Source organism: Microbacterium sp. NPDC055599 (assembly GCF_053618975.1).
In genome coordinates this window covers 134,773-148,533 of record NZ_JBSHIM010000004.1, presented here as the reverse complement: position 1 = coordinate 148,533, position 13,761 = coordinate 134,773, and the positions used below count along the sequence as shown (strand labels likewise).

Here is a 13,761-nt window from a genome sequence, read left to right as displayed (position 1 = left end):
CTCAGCCGATGACGCCGTCGACGTAGAGCCACATGCGGCCCTCGCGGACGAATCGGCTGCGCTCGCGCAGGGAGCCGCGCTCGGCGCCGTGCCGCCAGAACGCCTCGAACTCCACGACGCCGTCGCGGTCGAGCGGTCCCCCGGCCACGCGGTCGACGATCAGCAGCCGACGCCACTCCAGACCCCGGTCGAACTCGACGTCGCGGGGCCGCGTGCTCGGATGCCAGGTGCGCAGCAGGTACGCGGCGTCCTCCCGGGAGAAAGCGGTGTAGCGGGAGCGCATGAGCCGCTCAGCGGTCGGAGCGGGCGCACCTCCGAGAAGGGGCGCGCAGCACTCGTCGAACGGGTTGCCGGAGCCGCAGGGGCAGCGTGCGGACGACATCACGAGAGCGCGACGATCAGGGTCATGCCTGCCAGCATCACGCACACCGGGGTCATGGTCCACCGTTCCGCGGGACTCTGGGAGATCGCATTGAGCAGGATCCCGATCACGAAGTACGCGAACAGCACCCAGCACGACACGACGACGACGGGCAGCTCACCCCCGGCGATGACTCCCGCACGGCTCAGCAGCAGTGCGGCGAACCCGGCGTAGAGGACGACCGAGACGATGCTGCCGACGCGGAGCCGCACGGGCAGAACGCGGTGCGCACCGCCCCAGGCGAAGCGGCCGAGCGGCGCGCCGAAGATGAGGGCGACCTGGAACAGCGTCAGAGCCGCGAGAAGGACGAGGGCGCCCGTCAGAGCGACGGCGAGCATGCGGAGACCTCCAGGGTGTCGGGAGTCATGCGGACAGGTCGAGATCGTCGAGCCAGGAGAGCGCGAGCCCGTGCGAGCGGAGACCGTAGTCGAGGGTCGCGCGACGGAAGCGGTACAGCTCGCGCACGGCCTCAGGCACGTCGGTCGCATCGAGCTCCTCCGCCAGCGCGGCGAGCCGGGACTGGTCCTCCGCGATCCGTGTGCGGATGACCTCGACGCACAGCGGACGCTCCGCGGGCGGGAGGTGTCCCAGGAGGTGGATCCGCGCGAGCATCAGGGGCTCGGGGTCGGATCCGGTGAGCGGCGACGTCATCCACGTGTGCCAGGACCGACGCCCCTCCGCCGTCACGCGGTACAGCTTCCTTCCCCGACCGTTCGCGGCCGCCTCGTCCACGCGTGCCCAGCCCTGCGACTCGAGCTGACGGAGGGCGCGCTGGATGCTTCCGAAGCTCGCGGCGTAGAAGAGCGAGATCCCGGCGCGGAACCGCTTGTGCACGTCGTAGAGCGTGAGCGGAGCGTCCAGAAGGATCCCGAGGATGAGGAACTGCATGCTCCAGATATACCTCTTAGGGATATTGCGGACAAGGCCTACGCTGAACACAAGCCACCCGAAGGAGCACCGATGCCCGCCATCCCCACCGTCACCGCCCACAACGGCTTCACCCTTCCCGCGATCGGGCTGGGCACCTATCGCCTCGACGGCGATGCGGGAGCCGACGCCGTCGCCGCGGCCATCGGCGCGGGCTACCGCCTCATCGACACGGCCTTCAACTACGAGAACGAGGGGTCCGTCGGGCGCGGTGTCGCCGCCGCCGACGTCGAGCGCGCCGAGATCATCGTCACCACCAAGCTGCCCGGCCGACACCACCCCGCCGACCGGGCGCGGATCAGCATCGAGGAGAGCCGCTCCCGGCTCGGGCTCGATGCGACCGATCTCCACCTGATCCACTGGCCGAACCCGCACCAGGACGAGTACGTCCCCGCGTGGACCGCGCTCGTCGAGGCCCAGTCCCGCGGCGTCGTGCGGCAGATCGGCGTGTCGAACTTCCTGCCGGAGCACCTGGAGCGCATCGAGAGGGAGACCGGCGTCCGCCCCGTGGTCAACCAGATCGAGGTGCACCCGTACTTCCCCCAGGAGGAGCAGCTCGCCCACCACCGCGCCCAGGGGATCATCACCGAGGCGTGGAGTCCGATCGGCCGGGCGAAGGCGCTGCTCGACGAGCCCGTGATCAGGGAGGTCGCCGCCGCACACGACATCGCACCGGCGCAGGCGGTGCTGGCCTGGCACGTCGCCCGGGGGACCGTGGCGATCCCCAAGGCCTCGTCGCTCGCTCACCAGCTCGACAACCTCGCCGCGGCGGAGATCGTGCTCGACGACGCCGAGGTGGCCGCGATCACCGCACTCGGTCGCCCGGACGGACGGCTCTTCGACGCGGACCCCGCCGTCCACGAGGAGTCCTGACCGCGGGAGCGCTCAGACGGTCTGCGTCCCCAGCACCCGCAGGAACTCCAGCTTGCCGGCCGCCTCGCTCCCCCGCGGCGCGGTCAGCACGATCAGCGCCTGCGACTCGTCCTCCGTGAACAGCGCCTGGCAGTCGACCTCGATCTCGCCGAGCTCCGGGTGCACCATCACCTTGTGCTGCTCGAAGCGACGGCTCACCTCGTGCGCCTCCCACAACCGCACGAACTCGTCGCTCATGGCCGAGAGGGCCGTGACCATCTCGCAGGCGCGGGAGCGCGCACCGGGGACCGCATGCGCGGCCCTGAGCGTCGCCACGAGAGACCGCGACTGCCGCACGTGATCGACCTCGCGATAGCGGAGGCGCTCCGTCTCCGGGGAGGCGAACCAGCGGTAGATCCCGCTGCGATCCATCCCGGTCAGGCTTCCCGCATCGCCGATCAGCGCCCGGGAGGCGTCGTTCTGCACGAGCACCTCGTCGAGCACCGACACCACGAACGCCGGCGTGTCGTGCAGCCGGTCCAGCACCCGGAGGATCCCCGGCCGCACGTAGTCGGTCGCCGTGACGCGATCCGGGGCGCTGTGGCCGCTCAACCGGAACAGGTAGTCGCGCTCGTCCTCGGTCAGCCGCAGCGCCCTGGCGAGCGAGCCGAGGATCTGCACGCTCGGCTGTGGTCCTCTCCGCTGCTCCAGGCGTGCGTAGTAGTCCGTCGACATCGTGGCCAGCTGGGCCACCTCCTCGCGCCGCAGACCGGCGGTTCGGCGGCGCGCTCCCGCGGGCAGCCCCACGTCGGCGGGCGTCAACGCCTCCCGGCGGCGCAGCAGGAAGTCGGCCAGCGCATCACGATCCATTCCTGAAGTATCCCCCCGCCGCGGCACCCGAACCAGGGATCGGCGGTCCCTGGACGATCCCTCTCTGGAGCGACCAGCCGCCGCCGTCGACGCTGGAACCATGGACATCACCGGAAACACCATCTTCATCCCCGGCGCGACCAGCGGCATCGGCCTCGCGCTGGCCCTCCGACTCCACGAACGCGGGAACACCGTGATCGTCGGCGGGCGGCGTGCCGACCGGCTCACCGCGATCGCCGACGCGCACCCCGGCATCCACACCGTGCAGATCGACACCGCGGACGCCGACAGCATCCAGGCAGCCGCCCGCACCGTCCTCGCCGAGCATCCGGCGCTGAACGTGCTCGTCACCATGGCGGGCATCATGCGCGCCGAGGACTGGCGCTCACCCGACGGCTTCCTCGCGACCGCCGAGGAGATCGTGACCACCAACGTCCTCGGGCCGATCCGTCTGATCGCCGCGTTCGTCGAGCACCTGCGCGCGCAGCCCGCCGCGACGATCATGACCGTGACGTCCGGGCTCGCGTTCGTCCCGCTCAAGGCGACGCCGACCTACAACGCCAGCAAGGCCGCGATCCACATGCTCAGCGAATCCCTCCGCCTGCAGTTCGCCGGCACGAGCATCTCCGTCGTCGAGCTGGAGCCGCCGGCGGTGCGCACCGCTCTCATGCCCGGGCAGGAGCAGGACGAGTCGGCGATGCCTCTCGTCGAGTTCGCCGACGAGGTCATGGCGCTCATCGAGACCGACCCGGAGGCGCCCGAGGTGCAGGTCGAGCGCGTCAAGTTCCTGCGCCACGCCGAGGCGAGGGGGGACTACGCCCGCGTCGTCGCCGCGCTCAACAGCACCGATCGTCACGCCCGCTGAGGCCGGGGCGGTGCCCGCGCACCGCCCCCAGTTCACGCCTGCAGGGACCCCGCGACCGCGGTGAGAGCATCGGCCGACTGCCGCAGCTGCTCCAGCTCGCGCTCCGAGAAGGAGGTGGCGCGGATCGGCTCGGCCCCGGCGGCGCTCACGATCGACGGCACCGACAGGGCGACGCCGTCCAGGCCATGGAAGTCGCGCAGCACCGTGCTCACCGGCATCACGGCGTGCTCGTCGCGGAGGATGGCCTCCACGATCCGCGCGCTCGACAGCCCGATCGCGTAGTTGGTCGCCCCCTTGCCGCGGATCACCTTGTACGCGGCGTCGCGCACCTCCACCGCGATCTCGTCCAGCTCCTCCAGCGTGAACCGCGGGTGTCCTGGCGTCTCCCACTCCAGGATCGGCACCGTGCCGATCGTGGCGCGGGACCACAGGGGGAACTCCGTGTCCCCGTGCTCGCCGATGATGTGCGCGTGCACGCTCGCAGTCGACACTCCCGCCCGCTCGGCGAGCTTCCATCGCAGACGCGACGTGTCGAGCACCGTGCCGGAGGCGAAGATCCGCTCCGGCGGCAGCCCCGTCTCCTGCTGAGCGATCACGGTGAGCACGTCGCACGGGTTCGTGACGATGACGTACACCGCGTTCGGTGCGACGGCGAGCAGGTCGGGCATCATGCGCCGGATGATGCCCGCGTTCACCCCGGCCAGCTCGGTGCGGGTCTGCCCCGGGTTCTGCTTGGCCCCGGCGGTGATGACCACCACGTGCGAGCCGGCCGCGACCGAGATGTCGCTGCCGCCGACGATCGCGCTCGACCCGGTGAACTGGGTCCCGTGGGCGAGGTCGAGCACCTCGGCCTCGACCTTCTCGGTGGCGATGTCATAGAGCGCGACGTGACGGGCGGAGCCGCGGATCAGTGCGGCGTACGCGACGCTGGAGCCGACGCTCCCCGCACCCACGACCGTGAGCTTCGAGTTCTCGATGATCTCCATGCGCCCATACTGACAGCGGGCTCGCCGCTCCGGGAGGGGGCGAGCCGTGCGAAAGCGCGCAGGTCAGACCGCCGCGGCCACCGCATCCGCCGCGGTCCGGTGGGTGAACCGGAACCCCGAGCGCTCGAGCACCTCCGGGCGCACATCGGCATCCGGCAGCAGGAGCGAGTCGGCCGCGTCCCCGAGCGCCAGGCGCAGCGCCCAGCGGGGAGCGCGAAGCCAGTACGGGCGATGCATCCGCGCGGCAAGGGCGCGTCCGATGTCGTTCATGGTGGCGGGCGTCGGACCCGCGAGGTTCACCGGACCGGTGAGCTTCGCGTCGAGCGTGTGCCGGATCGCCCGCACCTCGTCCTCGAGCGAGATCCAGGGCCACGTCTGCGTGCCAGGGCCCAGCGGTCCCGCGACCCCGAGCCGGGTGAGCAGCACCAGCGGCCGCAGGACGCCGCGGCGATGGATCACGGGGGCCGTGCGCAGCAGCGCGACCCGGGTGAGGTCCTCCACCCGTCTGGCCTCGGCCTCCCATCGCACGCAGAGGTCGGCGAGGAACGTGTCGCCCGGCCGCGAGTCCTCCGTGAGGGTCTCCCCCGGCGCGGAGCCGTAGTAGCCCACGGCCGACGCGGAGACCAGCGCCGGAGCGTCGGAGCCGAGCGAGCGCAGCGCCGTCGTGAGGGTGTGCGTCGCATCGAGCCGGGACTCCACCAGCTCCCGGCGGTACCGCAGCGTCCACGGGAGCCGGCCGACGCTGGCACCGCCCAGGGCCACGACCGCCTCCGCACCCGCGAGCACGTCGGGGTTGAGGGAGCTCACACCGGGCATCCACTGATGCTCGCCGTCCTCCCGGGGCGGGTGACGCACGAGCGTGTCGACCTCGATCCCGTCGCCTCGCAGCGAGGCCGCGAGGGCGGAGCCGATCAGGCCGGATGCCCCGCTGATGACGATGCGTCGCGCCATGGTCGCTCCCCCGGTCTCCTCGAGACGGTGGGCCCTGCCGGGATCGAACCGACGACATCCACGGTGTAAACGTGGCGCTCTACCAGCTGAGCTAAAGGCCCTGGTGCGCTCAGTCTATCCGGCGGCGCATGCGCGCCCACGTCGTGGAAGAGGGATAGGCTGAGGTCGGCGCGCGTTGTGCACGGCCGACAAGGCTGCCCGTGTCGCTTCCCGTTTCCTTGGCATGACCTGCCAGCTTGACGAAAGGTTCCCCCGTGACCGTCCACGACCAGGATCCGTACTCTCAGGGCCCCCTCGACAGCGATCCGGAGGAGACCGGCGAGTGGCAGCAGTCGCTCGATGAGCTGGTGGATGCCAAGGGACACGGCCGCGGCCGTGAGATCATGCTCAGCCTGCTCAAGCGCTCCAAGGAGCTGCACCTGAACGTGCCGATGGTCCCCACCACGGACTACATCAACACGATCGCGCCGGAGAACGAGCCGGAGTTCCCCGGCGACGAGGAGATCGAGCGCCGCTACCGCGCCTGGATCCGCTGGAACGCGGCCATCACGGTGCACCGGGCGCAGCGTCCCGGCATCGGTGTCGGCGGTCACATCTCCACGTACGCCTCCTCCGCCGCCCTGTACGAGGTGGGCTTCAACCACTTCTTCAAGGGTGCAGACCACCCCGGCGGTGCCGACCAGATCTTCATCCAGGGTCACGCCTCCCCCGGCACCTACGCCCGCTCGTTCCTCGAGGGTCGTCTGACCGAGGACCAGCTCGACGGCTTCCGCCAGGAGAAGTCGCACGCCCCGAACGGCATCCCCTCCTACCCGCACCCGCGGCTGATGCCCGAGTACTGGCAGTTCCCCACCGTGTCGATGGGGCTCGGCCCGATCAACGCGATCTACCAGGCGATGTCGAACAAGTACCTGGAGAACCGGGGCATCAAGGACACCTCGCAGTCGCACGTCTGGGCCTTCCTGGGCGACGGCGAGATGGACGAGGTCGAGAGCCGCGGTCAGCTGCAGGTCGCGGCGAACGAGGGCCTCGACAACCTGACCTTCGTCGTCAACTGCAACCTGCAGCGTCTCGACGGCCCCGTGCGCGGCAACGGCAAGATCGTGCAGGAGCTGGAGTCGTTCTTCCGCGGTGCCGGCTGGAACGTCATCAAGGTCGTCTGGGGCCGCGAGTGGGACGACCTGCTCGCCCGCGACACCGACGGCGCGCTGCTGAACCTGATGAACGTCACGCCCGACGGCGACTACCAGACCTACAAGGCGGAGTCGGGCGCGTACATCCGCGAGCACTTCTTCGGGCGCGACGAGCGCACCGCCGCCCTCGTCAAGGACTACTCCGACGACGACATCTGGAACCTCAAGCGCGGCGGCCACGACTACCGCAAGGTCTACGCCGCGTTCAAGGCCGCGACCGAGCACAAGGGCAAGCCGACCGTCATCCTCGCGAAGACCGTCAAGGGCTACGGGCTCGGCCCGCAGTTCGAGGGCCGCAACGCGACCCACCAGATGAAGAAGATGACGCTGGACAACCTCAAGACGTTCCGCGACGCGATGCACATCCCCATCACGGACGCGCAGCTCGAGGAGAACCCGTACCTTCCCCCGTACTACAACCCGGGACCGCAGGACGAGACGATCCAGTACATGCTGGAGCGCCGTCGCGCGCTGGGCGGCTTCCTGCCGGAGCGCCGCTCGACCCACGTGGGGCTCTCGCTCCCCGAGGAGAACGCGTACGCGCTGCCGAAGAAGGGCTCGGGCACGCAGGAGATCGCCACCACCATGGCCTTCGTCCGCCTGCTGAAGGACCTGCTGCGCTCGAAGGAGTTCGGTCACCGCATCGTGCCGATCATCCCCGACGAGGCGCGCACGTTCGGCATGGACGCCTACTTCCCGACCGCGAAGATCTACAACCCGAACGGTCAGCACTACACGTCGGTCGACCGGGAGCTGCTGCTCGCCTACAAGGAGAGCCCGCAGGGCCAGATCGTCCACGTCGGCATCAACGAGGCGGGCGCCCTCGCGGCCTTCACCGCGGCCGGCACGTCGTACGCCACGCACGGCGAGCCGCTGATCCCGATCTACATCTTCTACTCGATGTTCGGCTTCCAGCGCACGGGCGACGCCCAGTGGGCGGCGGGCGACCAGATGGCACGCGGCTTCATCATCGGCGCGACCGCCGGACGCACCACCCTGACCGGTGAGGGCCTCCAGCACGCCGACGGCCACTCGCACCTGCTGGCCGCGACCAACCCGGCTACCGTGTCTTACGACCCGGCCTACGGCTACGAGATCGCGCACATCGTCCGCTCCGGTCTGGAGCGCATGTACGGCGGCGAGCACGAAGACCCGAACGTCATGTACTACCTCACGGTGTACAACGAGCCGATGGTGCAGCCCGCCGAGCCGGCGGACGTGGACGTCGACGGCATCGTCCGCGGCATCCACCGCGTCTCGGTCGGCGAGGGCGACGGGCCTCGCGCCCAGCTGTTCGCGTCGGGCGTGGGACTGCCGTGGGCGATGGAGGCGCAGGAGCTGCTCAAGAACGACTGGGGCGTGATCGCCGACGTGTGGTCGGTCACCTCCTGGACGGAGCTGCGCCGCGACGGTCTCGCCGCCGACGAGCACAACTTCCTCCACCCCGAGCAGGAGCCGCGCACGGCGTACCTCACGCAGAAGCTGCAGGGCGTCGAGGGTCCGGTCGTGGCGGTGAGCGACTTCATGCACGCCGTCCAGGACCAGATCCGTCCGTGGGTGCCGAACCGCTTCGCCACGCTCGGCGCCGACGGTTTCGGCTTCTCCGACACGCGTGCCGCTGCTCGTCGCTTCTTCAAGATCGACGGTCCGTCGATCGTGGTGCGCACGCTGCAGTCGCTCGCGGAGGAGGGCACGGTCGACCGTTCGCTCGCCGCGCAGGCCATCGAGAAGTACCGTCTGCACGATGTGAACGCCGGCACCAGCGGTAACGCAGGCGGGGAAAGCTGAGCCTTCGGTGACACCGTCGTCTGCCGCCGGCATGGACAAGGCCGCGACACTCACCTGGCTGCGCCGGATCTCCGGTGACATCGCCTCGGTGACGATCAAGCGGCTGGAGGACACGCTCCCGTGGTACGCCGACATGCCACCGGCCCGCCGTTCTGCGGTCGGGCTGGTGGCGCAGGCGGGCATCACCTCGTTCATCCAGTGGTACGACGACCCCACCTCGACCCCGTGGATCGCGGCGGACATCTTCGCCGCCGCGCCACGGGAGCTCCTGCGCAGCGTGAGCCTGCAGCAGACGCTCCAGCTGATCCGCGTGACGGTGGAGGTGACCGAGGAGCGCGTCGCCGGCAAGGGTGAGCATCTCCGCGAGGCCATCCTGCTGTACTCGCGCGACGTCGCGTTCGCCGCGGCCGACGTGTACGCCCGCGCCGCAGAGGCCCGCGGCCTGTGGGATGCGCGCCTCGAGGCACTCGTGGTGGACTCGATCCTCACGGGAGAGGCCGACGAGGAGCTGCCGAGCCGCATCGCCGCCCTGGGCTGGCACGGACACGGCGAGGTCGCGGTGCTGGTCGGCACGACGCCTCCGCAGTTCGATGTGGACCTCGTGCGTCGGACGGCGCGGAAGCTCGCGGTCGACGTGCTGATCGGCGTTCAGGGCTCACGGCTCGTCCTGGTGCTCGGCCGTGCCCGCGTGGCCGGACAGGAGGGCGAGGACGAGGAGCTGGGCTTCCAGGAGATCGCCGCCCGGCTCGAGCCGTCGTTCGGGCCCGGCTTCGTCGTGCTCGGACCCGCGGTCGCCGCCCTCGTCGATGCGAGCCAGAGCGCCAGGGCGGCCCTCGCCGGCTTCGCGGTGGCTCGCGCCTGGCGGAGCGCACCGCGACCGGTGGAAGCCGACGACCTGCTCCCCGAGCGCGCTCTGGCGGGCGACCCCCTCGCGAAGCAGACGCTGGTCGAACGCATCTTCCGCCCACTGCAGGCCCATTCGACCGATCTGGTGACGACGCTGTGGAGCTACCTCGACAACGGCCGCTCGCTGGAGGCGACCGCGCGCGAGCTGTTCGTGCATCCGAACACCGTGCGCTACCGCCTCAAGCGCGTGAGCGAGGTGATCGGGTGGGACGCCACGGGCCCGCGCGAGGCCCTCATCCTGCAGACGGCCCTCATCCTCGGGTCCATCGGTGCCGCGGAGCAGGTGCGTCGCCGCCCGTCCGCACGGCGCCCGCCGCGGTGACGCCGCCGGGCCCTGTGCGCCACACACAAGGGATCCTCGCAATCTTGTGATGGATCATCCACCGCTCGTCGGCAATCGTTGGCAGACTGGGTGGGTGATTGTCGTCGTCTGCCCTGGACAGGGCTCGCAGACCCCCGGTTTCCTCGCCCCCTGGCTCGACCTCGACGGCGCCGAGGAGCGTCTCGCCTCCTTCTCCGAGGCGGCCGAGGTCGACCTCCGCACCCACGGCACCGAGTCCGACGCCGACACCATCCGTGACACGCGCATCGCGCAGCCGCTGATCGTCGCCGCGTCGCTCCTCGCCGGAGACGCCCTCGTGCAGCGGTCCGGCCGCCGTGCGGACGGCATCGCCGGTCACTCGGTCGGCGAGGTCGCCGCCCTCGTGGGCAGCGGGGTGATCGACGAGACGACCGGCATGCGTCTGGTGGGGATCCGCGGCCGCGCGATGGCCGATGCCGCCGCGCAGACCCCCACGGGCATGAGCGCGGTGCTGGGCGGCGACGAAGACGCGCTGCTCGCCCGCCTGGCCGAGCTCGGCCTGTCCCCCGCCAACTACAACGGCGGCGGCCAGATCGTCGTCGCCGGACCGCTGCCGGCACTGGCCGCCCTGGCCGAGGAGCCGGTGAAGGGCGCGCGCGTGGTGCCGCTGCAGGTCGCCGGCGCGTTCCACACCTCGTACATGGGCTCGGCGGTCGCCGCGCTCCGCGACGCGGTGGCCGACGTGTCCCCCGTCGACCCCGACATCACGCTCTGGACCAACCGCGACGGCTCCGTGGTCTCCGACGGCGCGCAGGCGCTCTCGTATCTCGTCGACCAGGTGTCGTCGCCGGTGCGCTGGGACCTCTGCATGGCGTCGTTCGCCGAGGCGGGCGTCACCGGGGTCATCGAGCTCGCCCCCGCCGGCGCCCTCGTCGGCCTCGCCAAGCGCGGGCTCCGTGGTGTGCCGACCGTCGCCGTCAAGACCCCCGAAGACCTCGACGCAGCCGTCGCGCTGCTGAACGGAGACGCCGCATGAGCGCCACGCTCGCCCAGCTCACCGGCCCCGCGTACACCCGCATCTACTCGTACGGTGCCGCGCGCGGCGAGAACGCCGTCCCGAACGACGACCTGATCGGTCCGATCGACTCGAGCGACGAGTGGATCCGCCAGCGCACCGGCATCGTGACTCGCGTGCGCGCCGACAAGGGAACGGATGCGATCGACCTGGCCACCGCCGCGGCCGCCGAGGCCATCGAGAAGTCGGGCGTCCCCGCCGACCAGGTCGACCTCGTGATCGTCGCGACGATCAGCAACCCGAAGCAGACGCCCTCGGTCTCGGCGATCGTCGCCGACCGCGTCGGTGCGAACCCGGCGGCCGCCTACGACATCAACGCCGCCTGTGCGGGGTATGCGTACGCGATCGCGCAGGCCGACGCGCTCATCAAGGCCGGTACGGCACGCCACGCTCTCGTGATCGGCACCGAGAAGCTGTCCGACGTGGTCGACCCCACCGACCGCAGCATCTCGTTCCTGCTCGGCGACGGTGCCGGCGCTGCACTGATCGGCCCCAGCGAGACGCCGGGCATCTCCCCCGCCGTGTGGGGTTCGGACGGCTCCAAGGCCGACGCCGTGGGCATGAACGCCACCCTCACCGAGTTCCGCGACGGCGAGGTGCCGTGGCCCACGCTGCGCCAGGAGGGCCCGACCGTCTTCCGCTGGGCGGTGTGGGAGATGGTGAAGGTCGCCCGTGAGGCACTGGACAAGGCGGGCGTGACCGCGGAGGACCTCGCCGCGTTCATCCCTCACCAGGCGAACATGCGCATCATCGACGAGTTCGCCAAGCAGCTCGGTCTGCCGGAGACCACGGCGATCGCCCGCGACATCGAGACGACGGGCAACACCTCGGCCGCCTCCATCCCGCTCGCGAGCCACCGCCTCCTGGCTGAACACCCCGAGCTTTCGGGTGGGCTGGCGCTGCAGATCGGCTTCGGCGCCGGTCTCGTGTTCGCCGCACAGGTCGTCGTCCTCCCCTGAGTCCGCGCCGACCTTCCCTAGACTGTTCCACGGTTCCTAATACACCCCGTAAGAAAGAGGAAGACCACCATGGCTTTCACCAACGATGAGGTCCTCTCCGGCCTCGCAGAGCTCATCACCGACGAGACCGGCATCAACGCCTCCGAGGTCGCCCTGGAGAAGTCGTTCACCGACGACCTCGACATCGACTCGATCTCGATGATGACGATCGTCGTCAACGCCGAGGAGAAGTTCGGCGTGACCATTCCCGACGACGAGGTCAAGAACCTCAAGACCGTCGGCGACGCGGTCAACTTCATCGTCGCGGGCCAGGAGTAACACGGCAGGATGCCACCCCCGCTGCGGCGGGGCGTGGCATCCTCCGCTCTGCCCATCTCCCGCACGACTCCCGTTCGACAAGGAACCACCTTCATGACCAAGCGCATCGTCGTCACCGGCATCGGCGCCACGTCCGCCATCGGCGGGACGGCTCCCGAGAACTGGACCAACCTCCTCGCCGGGGTGTCCGGCACCCGCACGATCGAGCACGACTGGGTGCAGCAGTACGAGCTGCCCGTCACGTTCGCCGCCTCGGCGATCGTCCGCCCCGAAGAGGTGCTGCCGCGCCACGAGGCCAAGCGTCTGGACCCGTCTTCGCAGTTCGCGTTGATCGCGGCACGCGAGGCCTGGGCCGACGCCGGTTCCCCCGAGGTCGCCCCCGAGCGCCTCGGCGTCGACTTCGCGACCGGCATCGGCGGCCTGTGGACCCTGCTGGACGCGTGGGACACGCTGCGCGAGAAGGGACCGCGCCGCGTCATGCCGCTGACGGTCCCGATGCTCATGCCCAACGCTGCCGCGGGCAACCTCTCGCTGCAGTTCGAGGCCCGCGCCTACGCGCAGACCGTGGTGAGCGCCTGTGCCTCGAGCACCGAGTCACTCATCCACGCCTTCCACCACCTGCAGGAGGGTCTCGCCGACGTCGTGATCGCCGGCGGCACCGAGTCCGCGATCCACCCCATCACGATGGCGGCGTTCGCCTCCGCGCAGGCCCTCTCCCGCCGCAACGACGACCCGGCCCACGCATCGCGTCCGGGCGCGATCGACCGCGACGGCTTCGTGATGGGCGAGGGAGCGGCCGCGCTGATCCTCGAGACCGAAGAGCACGCCAAGGCTCGCGGCGCCAAGATCTACGGCTACATCCTGGGCGGCGGCGTCACGGCCGACGCCTACCACATCACGGGCAACGACCCGGAGGGCAACGGCGCGGCCCGTGCGGTCACGCAGGCTCTCGAGGAGGCCGGCATCACGGCCGACCAGGTCACGCACATCAATGCCCACGCCACCTCGACGCCGGTGGGCGACCCGAACGAGTACACAGCGCTCAAGAAGGTCTTCGGCGACCGGATCGATGAGATCCCGGTGTCGGCCACCAAGGCGTCGACCGGGCACCTGCTCGGCGGCACCGGCGCGCTGGAGGCGATCTTCTCGATCCTCGCGCTGCGCGATCGGGTCGCCCCTCCGACGATCAACATGACGGAGCCCGACCCCGAGGTCCCGTTCCGCCTGTCCGGAGAGCCGATGCCCCTGGGCGACGGACCGCAGATCGCGATCAGCAACTCCTTCGGCTTCGGCGGACACAACGCGGTGCTCGTGGTGGGCAGCGCCGACTGACGACCCCGTACGACACG

General features: G+C 70.5%; 14 protein-coding genes and 1 tRNA gene. 8 read left to right on the top strand and 7 right to left on the bottom strand.

Annotation, left to right across the window (positions count from 1 at the left end; all coding sequences use genetic code 11):
* Position 1: 1 nt before the first annotated feature.
* The 3 genes from ACWGQ1_RS05250 to ACWGQ1_RS05240 are packed head-to-tail and all read right to left on the bottom strand — an operon-like array spanning position 2 to position 1,309.
* Positions 2-382, bottom strand: a complete 381-nt coding sequence (locus ACWGQ1_RS05250) for a YchJ family metal-binding protein (RefSeq protein WP_452312487.1) — start codon at positions 380-382, stop codon at positions 2-4.
* A complete protein-coding gene (locus ACWGQ1_RS05245; RefSeq protein ID WP_452312486.1) occupies positions 382-759 on the bottom strand; it encodes a hypothetical protein in 378 nt (125 codons plus the stop codon). Before ACWGQ1_RS05245 ends, ACWGQ1_RS05250 begins: the two co-directional genes overlap by 1 nt.
* 25 nt (positions 760-784) lie before the next feature.
* Positions 785-1,309: a PadR family transcriptional regulator gene (locus ACWGQ1_RS05240; protein WP_136036159.1), complete on the bottom strand. Its 525-nt coding sequence runs from the start codon at positions 1,307-1,309 to the stop codon at positions 785-787.
* Positions 1,310-1,381: 72 nt separating this feature from the next.
* Between ACWGQ1_RS05240 and ACWGQ1_RS05235 the strand changes: the two genes are divergently transcribed.
* Positions 1,382-2,221, top strand: a complete 840-nt coding sequence (locus tag ACWGQ1_RS05235; protein ID WP_136046137.1) for an aldo/keto reductase — start codon at positions 1,382-1,384, stop codon at positions 2,219-2,221.
* A 12-nt stretch (positions 2,222-2,233) separates the two neighbouring features.
* On the opposite strand, the gene ACWGQ1_RS05230 is transcribed toward ACWGQ1_RS05235, so the two are convergent.
* A complete protein-coding gene (locus ACWGQ1_RS05230) occupies positions 2,234-3,070 on the bottom strand; it encodes a helix-turn-helix transcriptional regulator (RefSeq protein ID WP_136030234.1) in 837 nt (278 codons plus the stop codon).
* A gap of 100 nt (positions 3,071-3,170) precedes the next feature.
* Here ACWGQ1_RS05230 and ACWGQ1_RS05225 point away from each other — a divergent pair, with 100 nt between their 5' ends.
* On the top strand, positions 3,171-3,935 hold the full coding sequence (locus ACWGQ1_RS05225) for an SDR family NAD(P)-dependent oxidoreductase (RefSeq protein WP_452312485.1): 765 nt from the start codon (positions 3,171-3,173) through the stop codon (positions 3,933-3,935).
* A gap of 32 nt (positions 3,936-3,967) precedes the next feature.
* On the opposite strand, the gene ACWGQ1_RS05220 is transcribed toward ACWGQ1_RS05225, so the two are convergent.
* From ACWGQ1_RS05220 to ACWGQ1_RS05210, 3 genes are all read right to left on the bottom strand, one after another.
* Entirely contained in the window at positions 3,968-4,921 is a 954-nt protein-coding gene (locus tag ACWGQ1_RS05220; protein ID WP_136036162.1) for an L-lactate dehydrogenase, read from the bottom strand.
* Positions 4,922-4,984: 63 nt separating this feature from the next.
* Positions 4,985-5,872: a TIGR01777 family oxidoreductase gene (locus ACWGQ1_RS05215; RefSeq protein WP_136036163.1), complete on the bottom strand. Its 888-nt coding sequence runs from the start codon at positions 5,870-5,872 to the stop codon at positions 4,985-4,987.
* Between the two features lie 28 nt (positions 5,873-5,900).
* Positions 5,901-5,973, bottom strand: a tRNA-Val gene (locus ACWGQ1_RS05210).
* A gap of 153 nt (positions 5,974-6,126) precedes the next feature.
* Here ACWGQ1_RS05210 and aceE point away from each other — a divergent pair.
* From aceE to ACWGQ1_RS05180, 6 genes are all read left to right on the top strand, one after another.
* Positions 6,127-8,853 carry a pyruvate dehydrogenase (acetyl-transferring), homodimeric type gene (gene aceE, locus ACWGQ1_RS05205; RefSeq protein ID WP_136030225.1) on the top strand — a complete coding sequence of 909 codons (2,727 nt, stop codon included), beginning with the start codon at positions 6,127-6,129 and terminating at the stop codon, positions 8,851-8,853.
* 31 nt (positions 8,854-8,884) lie between these two features.
* Positions 8,885-10,081: a PucR family transcriptional regulator gene (locus ACWGQ1_RS05200; protein ID WP_136030264.1), complete on the top strand. Its 1,197-nt coding sequence runs from the start codon at positions 8,885-8,887 to the stop codon at positions 10,079-10,081.
* A gap of 94 nt (positions 10,082-10,175) precedes the next feature.
* Positions 10,176-11,096 carry an acyltransferase domain-containing protein gene (locus ACWGQ1_RS05195; protein WP_452312484.1) on the top strand — a complete coding sequence of 307 codons (921 nt, stop codon included), beginning with the start codon at positions 10,176-10,178 and terminating at the stop codon, positions 11,094-11,096.
* Complete coding sequence (locus tag ACWGQ1_RS05190) at positions 11,093-12,094, top strand: beta-ketoacyl-ACP synthase III (protein ID WP_136030221.1); 1,002 nt, start codon at positions 11,093-11,095, stop codon at positions 12,092-12,094. Before ACWGQ1_RS05195 ends, ACWGQ1_RS05190 begins: the two co-directional genes overlap by 4 nt.
* A 69-nt stretch (positions 12,095-12,163) precedes the next feature.
* Entirely contained in the window at positions 12,164-12,412 is a 249-nt protein-coding gene (locus ACWGQ1_RS05185) for an acyl carrier protein (protein ID WP_136030219.1), read from the top strand.
* Positions 12,413-12,505: 93 nt separating this feature from the next.
* Positions 12,506-13,744 carry a beta-ketoacyl-[acyl-carrier-protein] synthase family protein gene (locus tag ACWGQ1_RS05180; protein WP_136030217.1) on the top strand — a complete coding sequence of 413 codons (1,239 nt, stop codon included), beginning with the start codon at positions 12,506-12,508 and terminating at the stop codon, positions 13,742-13,744.
* Positions 13,745-13,761: the final 17 nt, after the last annotated feature.

Coding starts and splice junctions, on each gene's coding strand:
- ACWGQ1_RS05230 (WP_136030234.1), bottom strand. CDS start 3,070: ATGGATCGTGATGCGCTGGCCGACTTCCTGCTGCGCCGCCGGGAGGCG.
- ACWGQ1_RS05220 (WP_136036162.1), bottom strand. CDS start 4,921: ATGGAGATCATCGAGAACTCGAAGCTCACGGTCGTGGGTGCGGGGAGC.
- ACWGQ1_RS05240 (WP_136036159.1), bottom strand. CDS start 1,309: ATGCAGTTCCTCATCCTCGGGATCCTTCTGGACGCTCCGCTCACGCTC.
- ACWGQ1_RS05215 (WP_136036163.1), bottom strand. CDS start 5,872: ATGGCGCGACGCATCGTCATCAGCGGGGCATCCGGCCTGATCGGCTCC.
- ACWGQ1_RS05185 (WP_136030219.1), top strand. CDS start 12,164: ATGGCTTTCACCAACGATGAGGTCCTCTCCGGCCTCGCAGAGCTCATC.
- ACWGQ1_RS05180 (WP_136030217.1), top strand. CDS start 12,506: ATGACCAAGCGCATCGTCGTCACCGGCATCGGCGCCACGTCCGCCATC.
- ACWGQ1_RS05200 (WP_136030264.1), top strand. CDS start 8,885: ATGGACAAGGCCGCGACACTCACCTGGCTGCGCCGGATCTCCGGTGAC.
- ACWGQ1_RS05250 (WP_452312487.1), bottom strand. CDS start 382: ATGTCGTCCGCACGCTGCCCCTGCGGCTCCGGCAACCCGTTCGACGAG.
- ACWGQ1_RS05190 (WP_136030221.1), top strand. CDS start 11,093: ATGAGCGCCACGCTCGCCCAGCTCACCGGCCCCGCGTACACCCGCATC.
- ACWGQ1_RS05225 (WP_452312485.1), top strand. CDS start 3,171: ATGGACATCACCGGAAACACCATCTTCATCCCCGGCGCGACCAGCGGC.
- ACWGQ1_RS05235 (WP_136046137.1), top strand. CDS start 1,382: ATGCCCGCCATCCCCACCGTCACCGCCCACAACGGCTTCACCCTTCCC.
- ACWGQ1_RS05245 (WP_452312486.1), bottom strand. CDS start 759: ATGCTCGCCGTCGCTCTGACGGGCGCCCTCGTCCTTCTCGCGGCTCTG.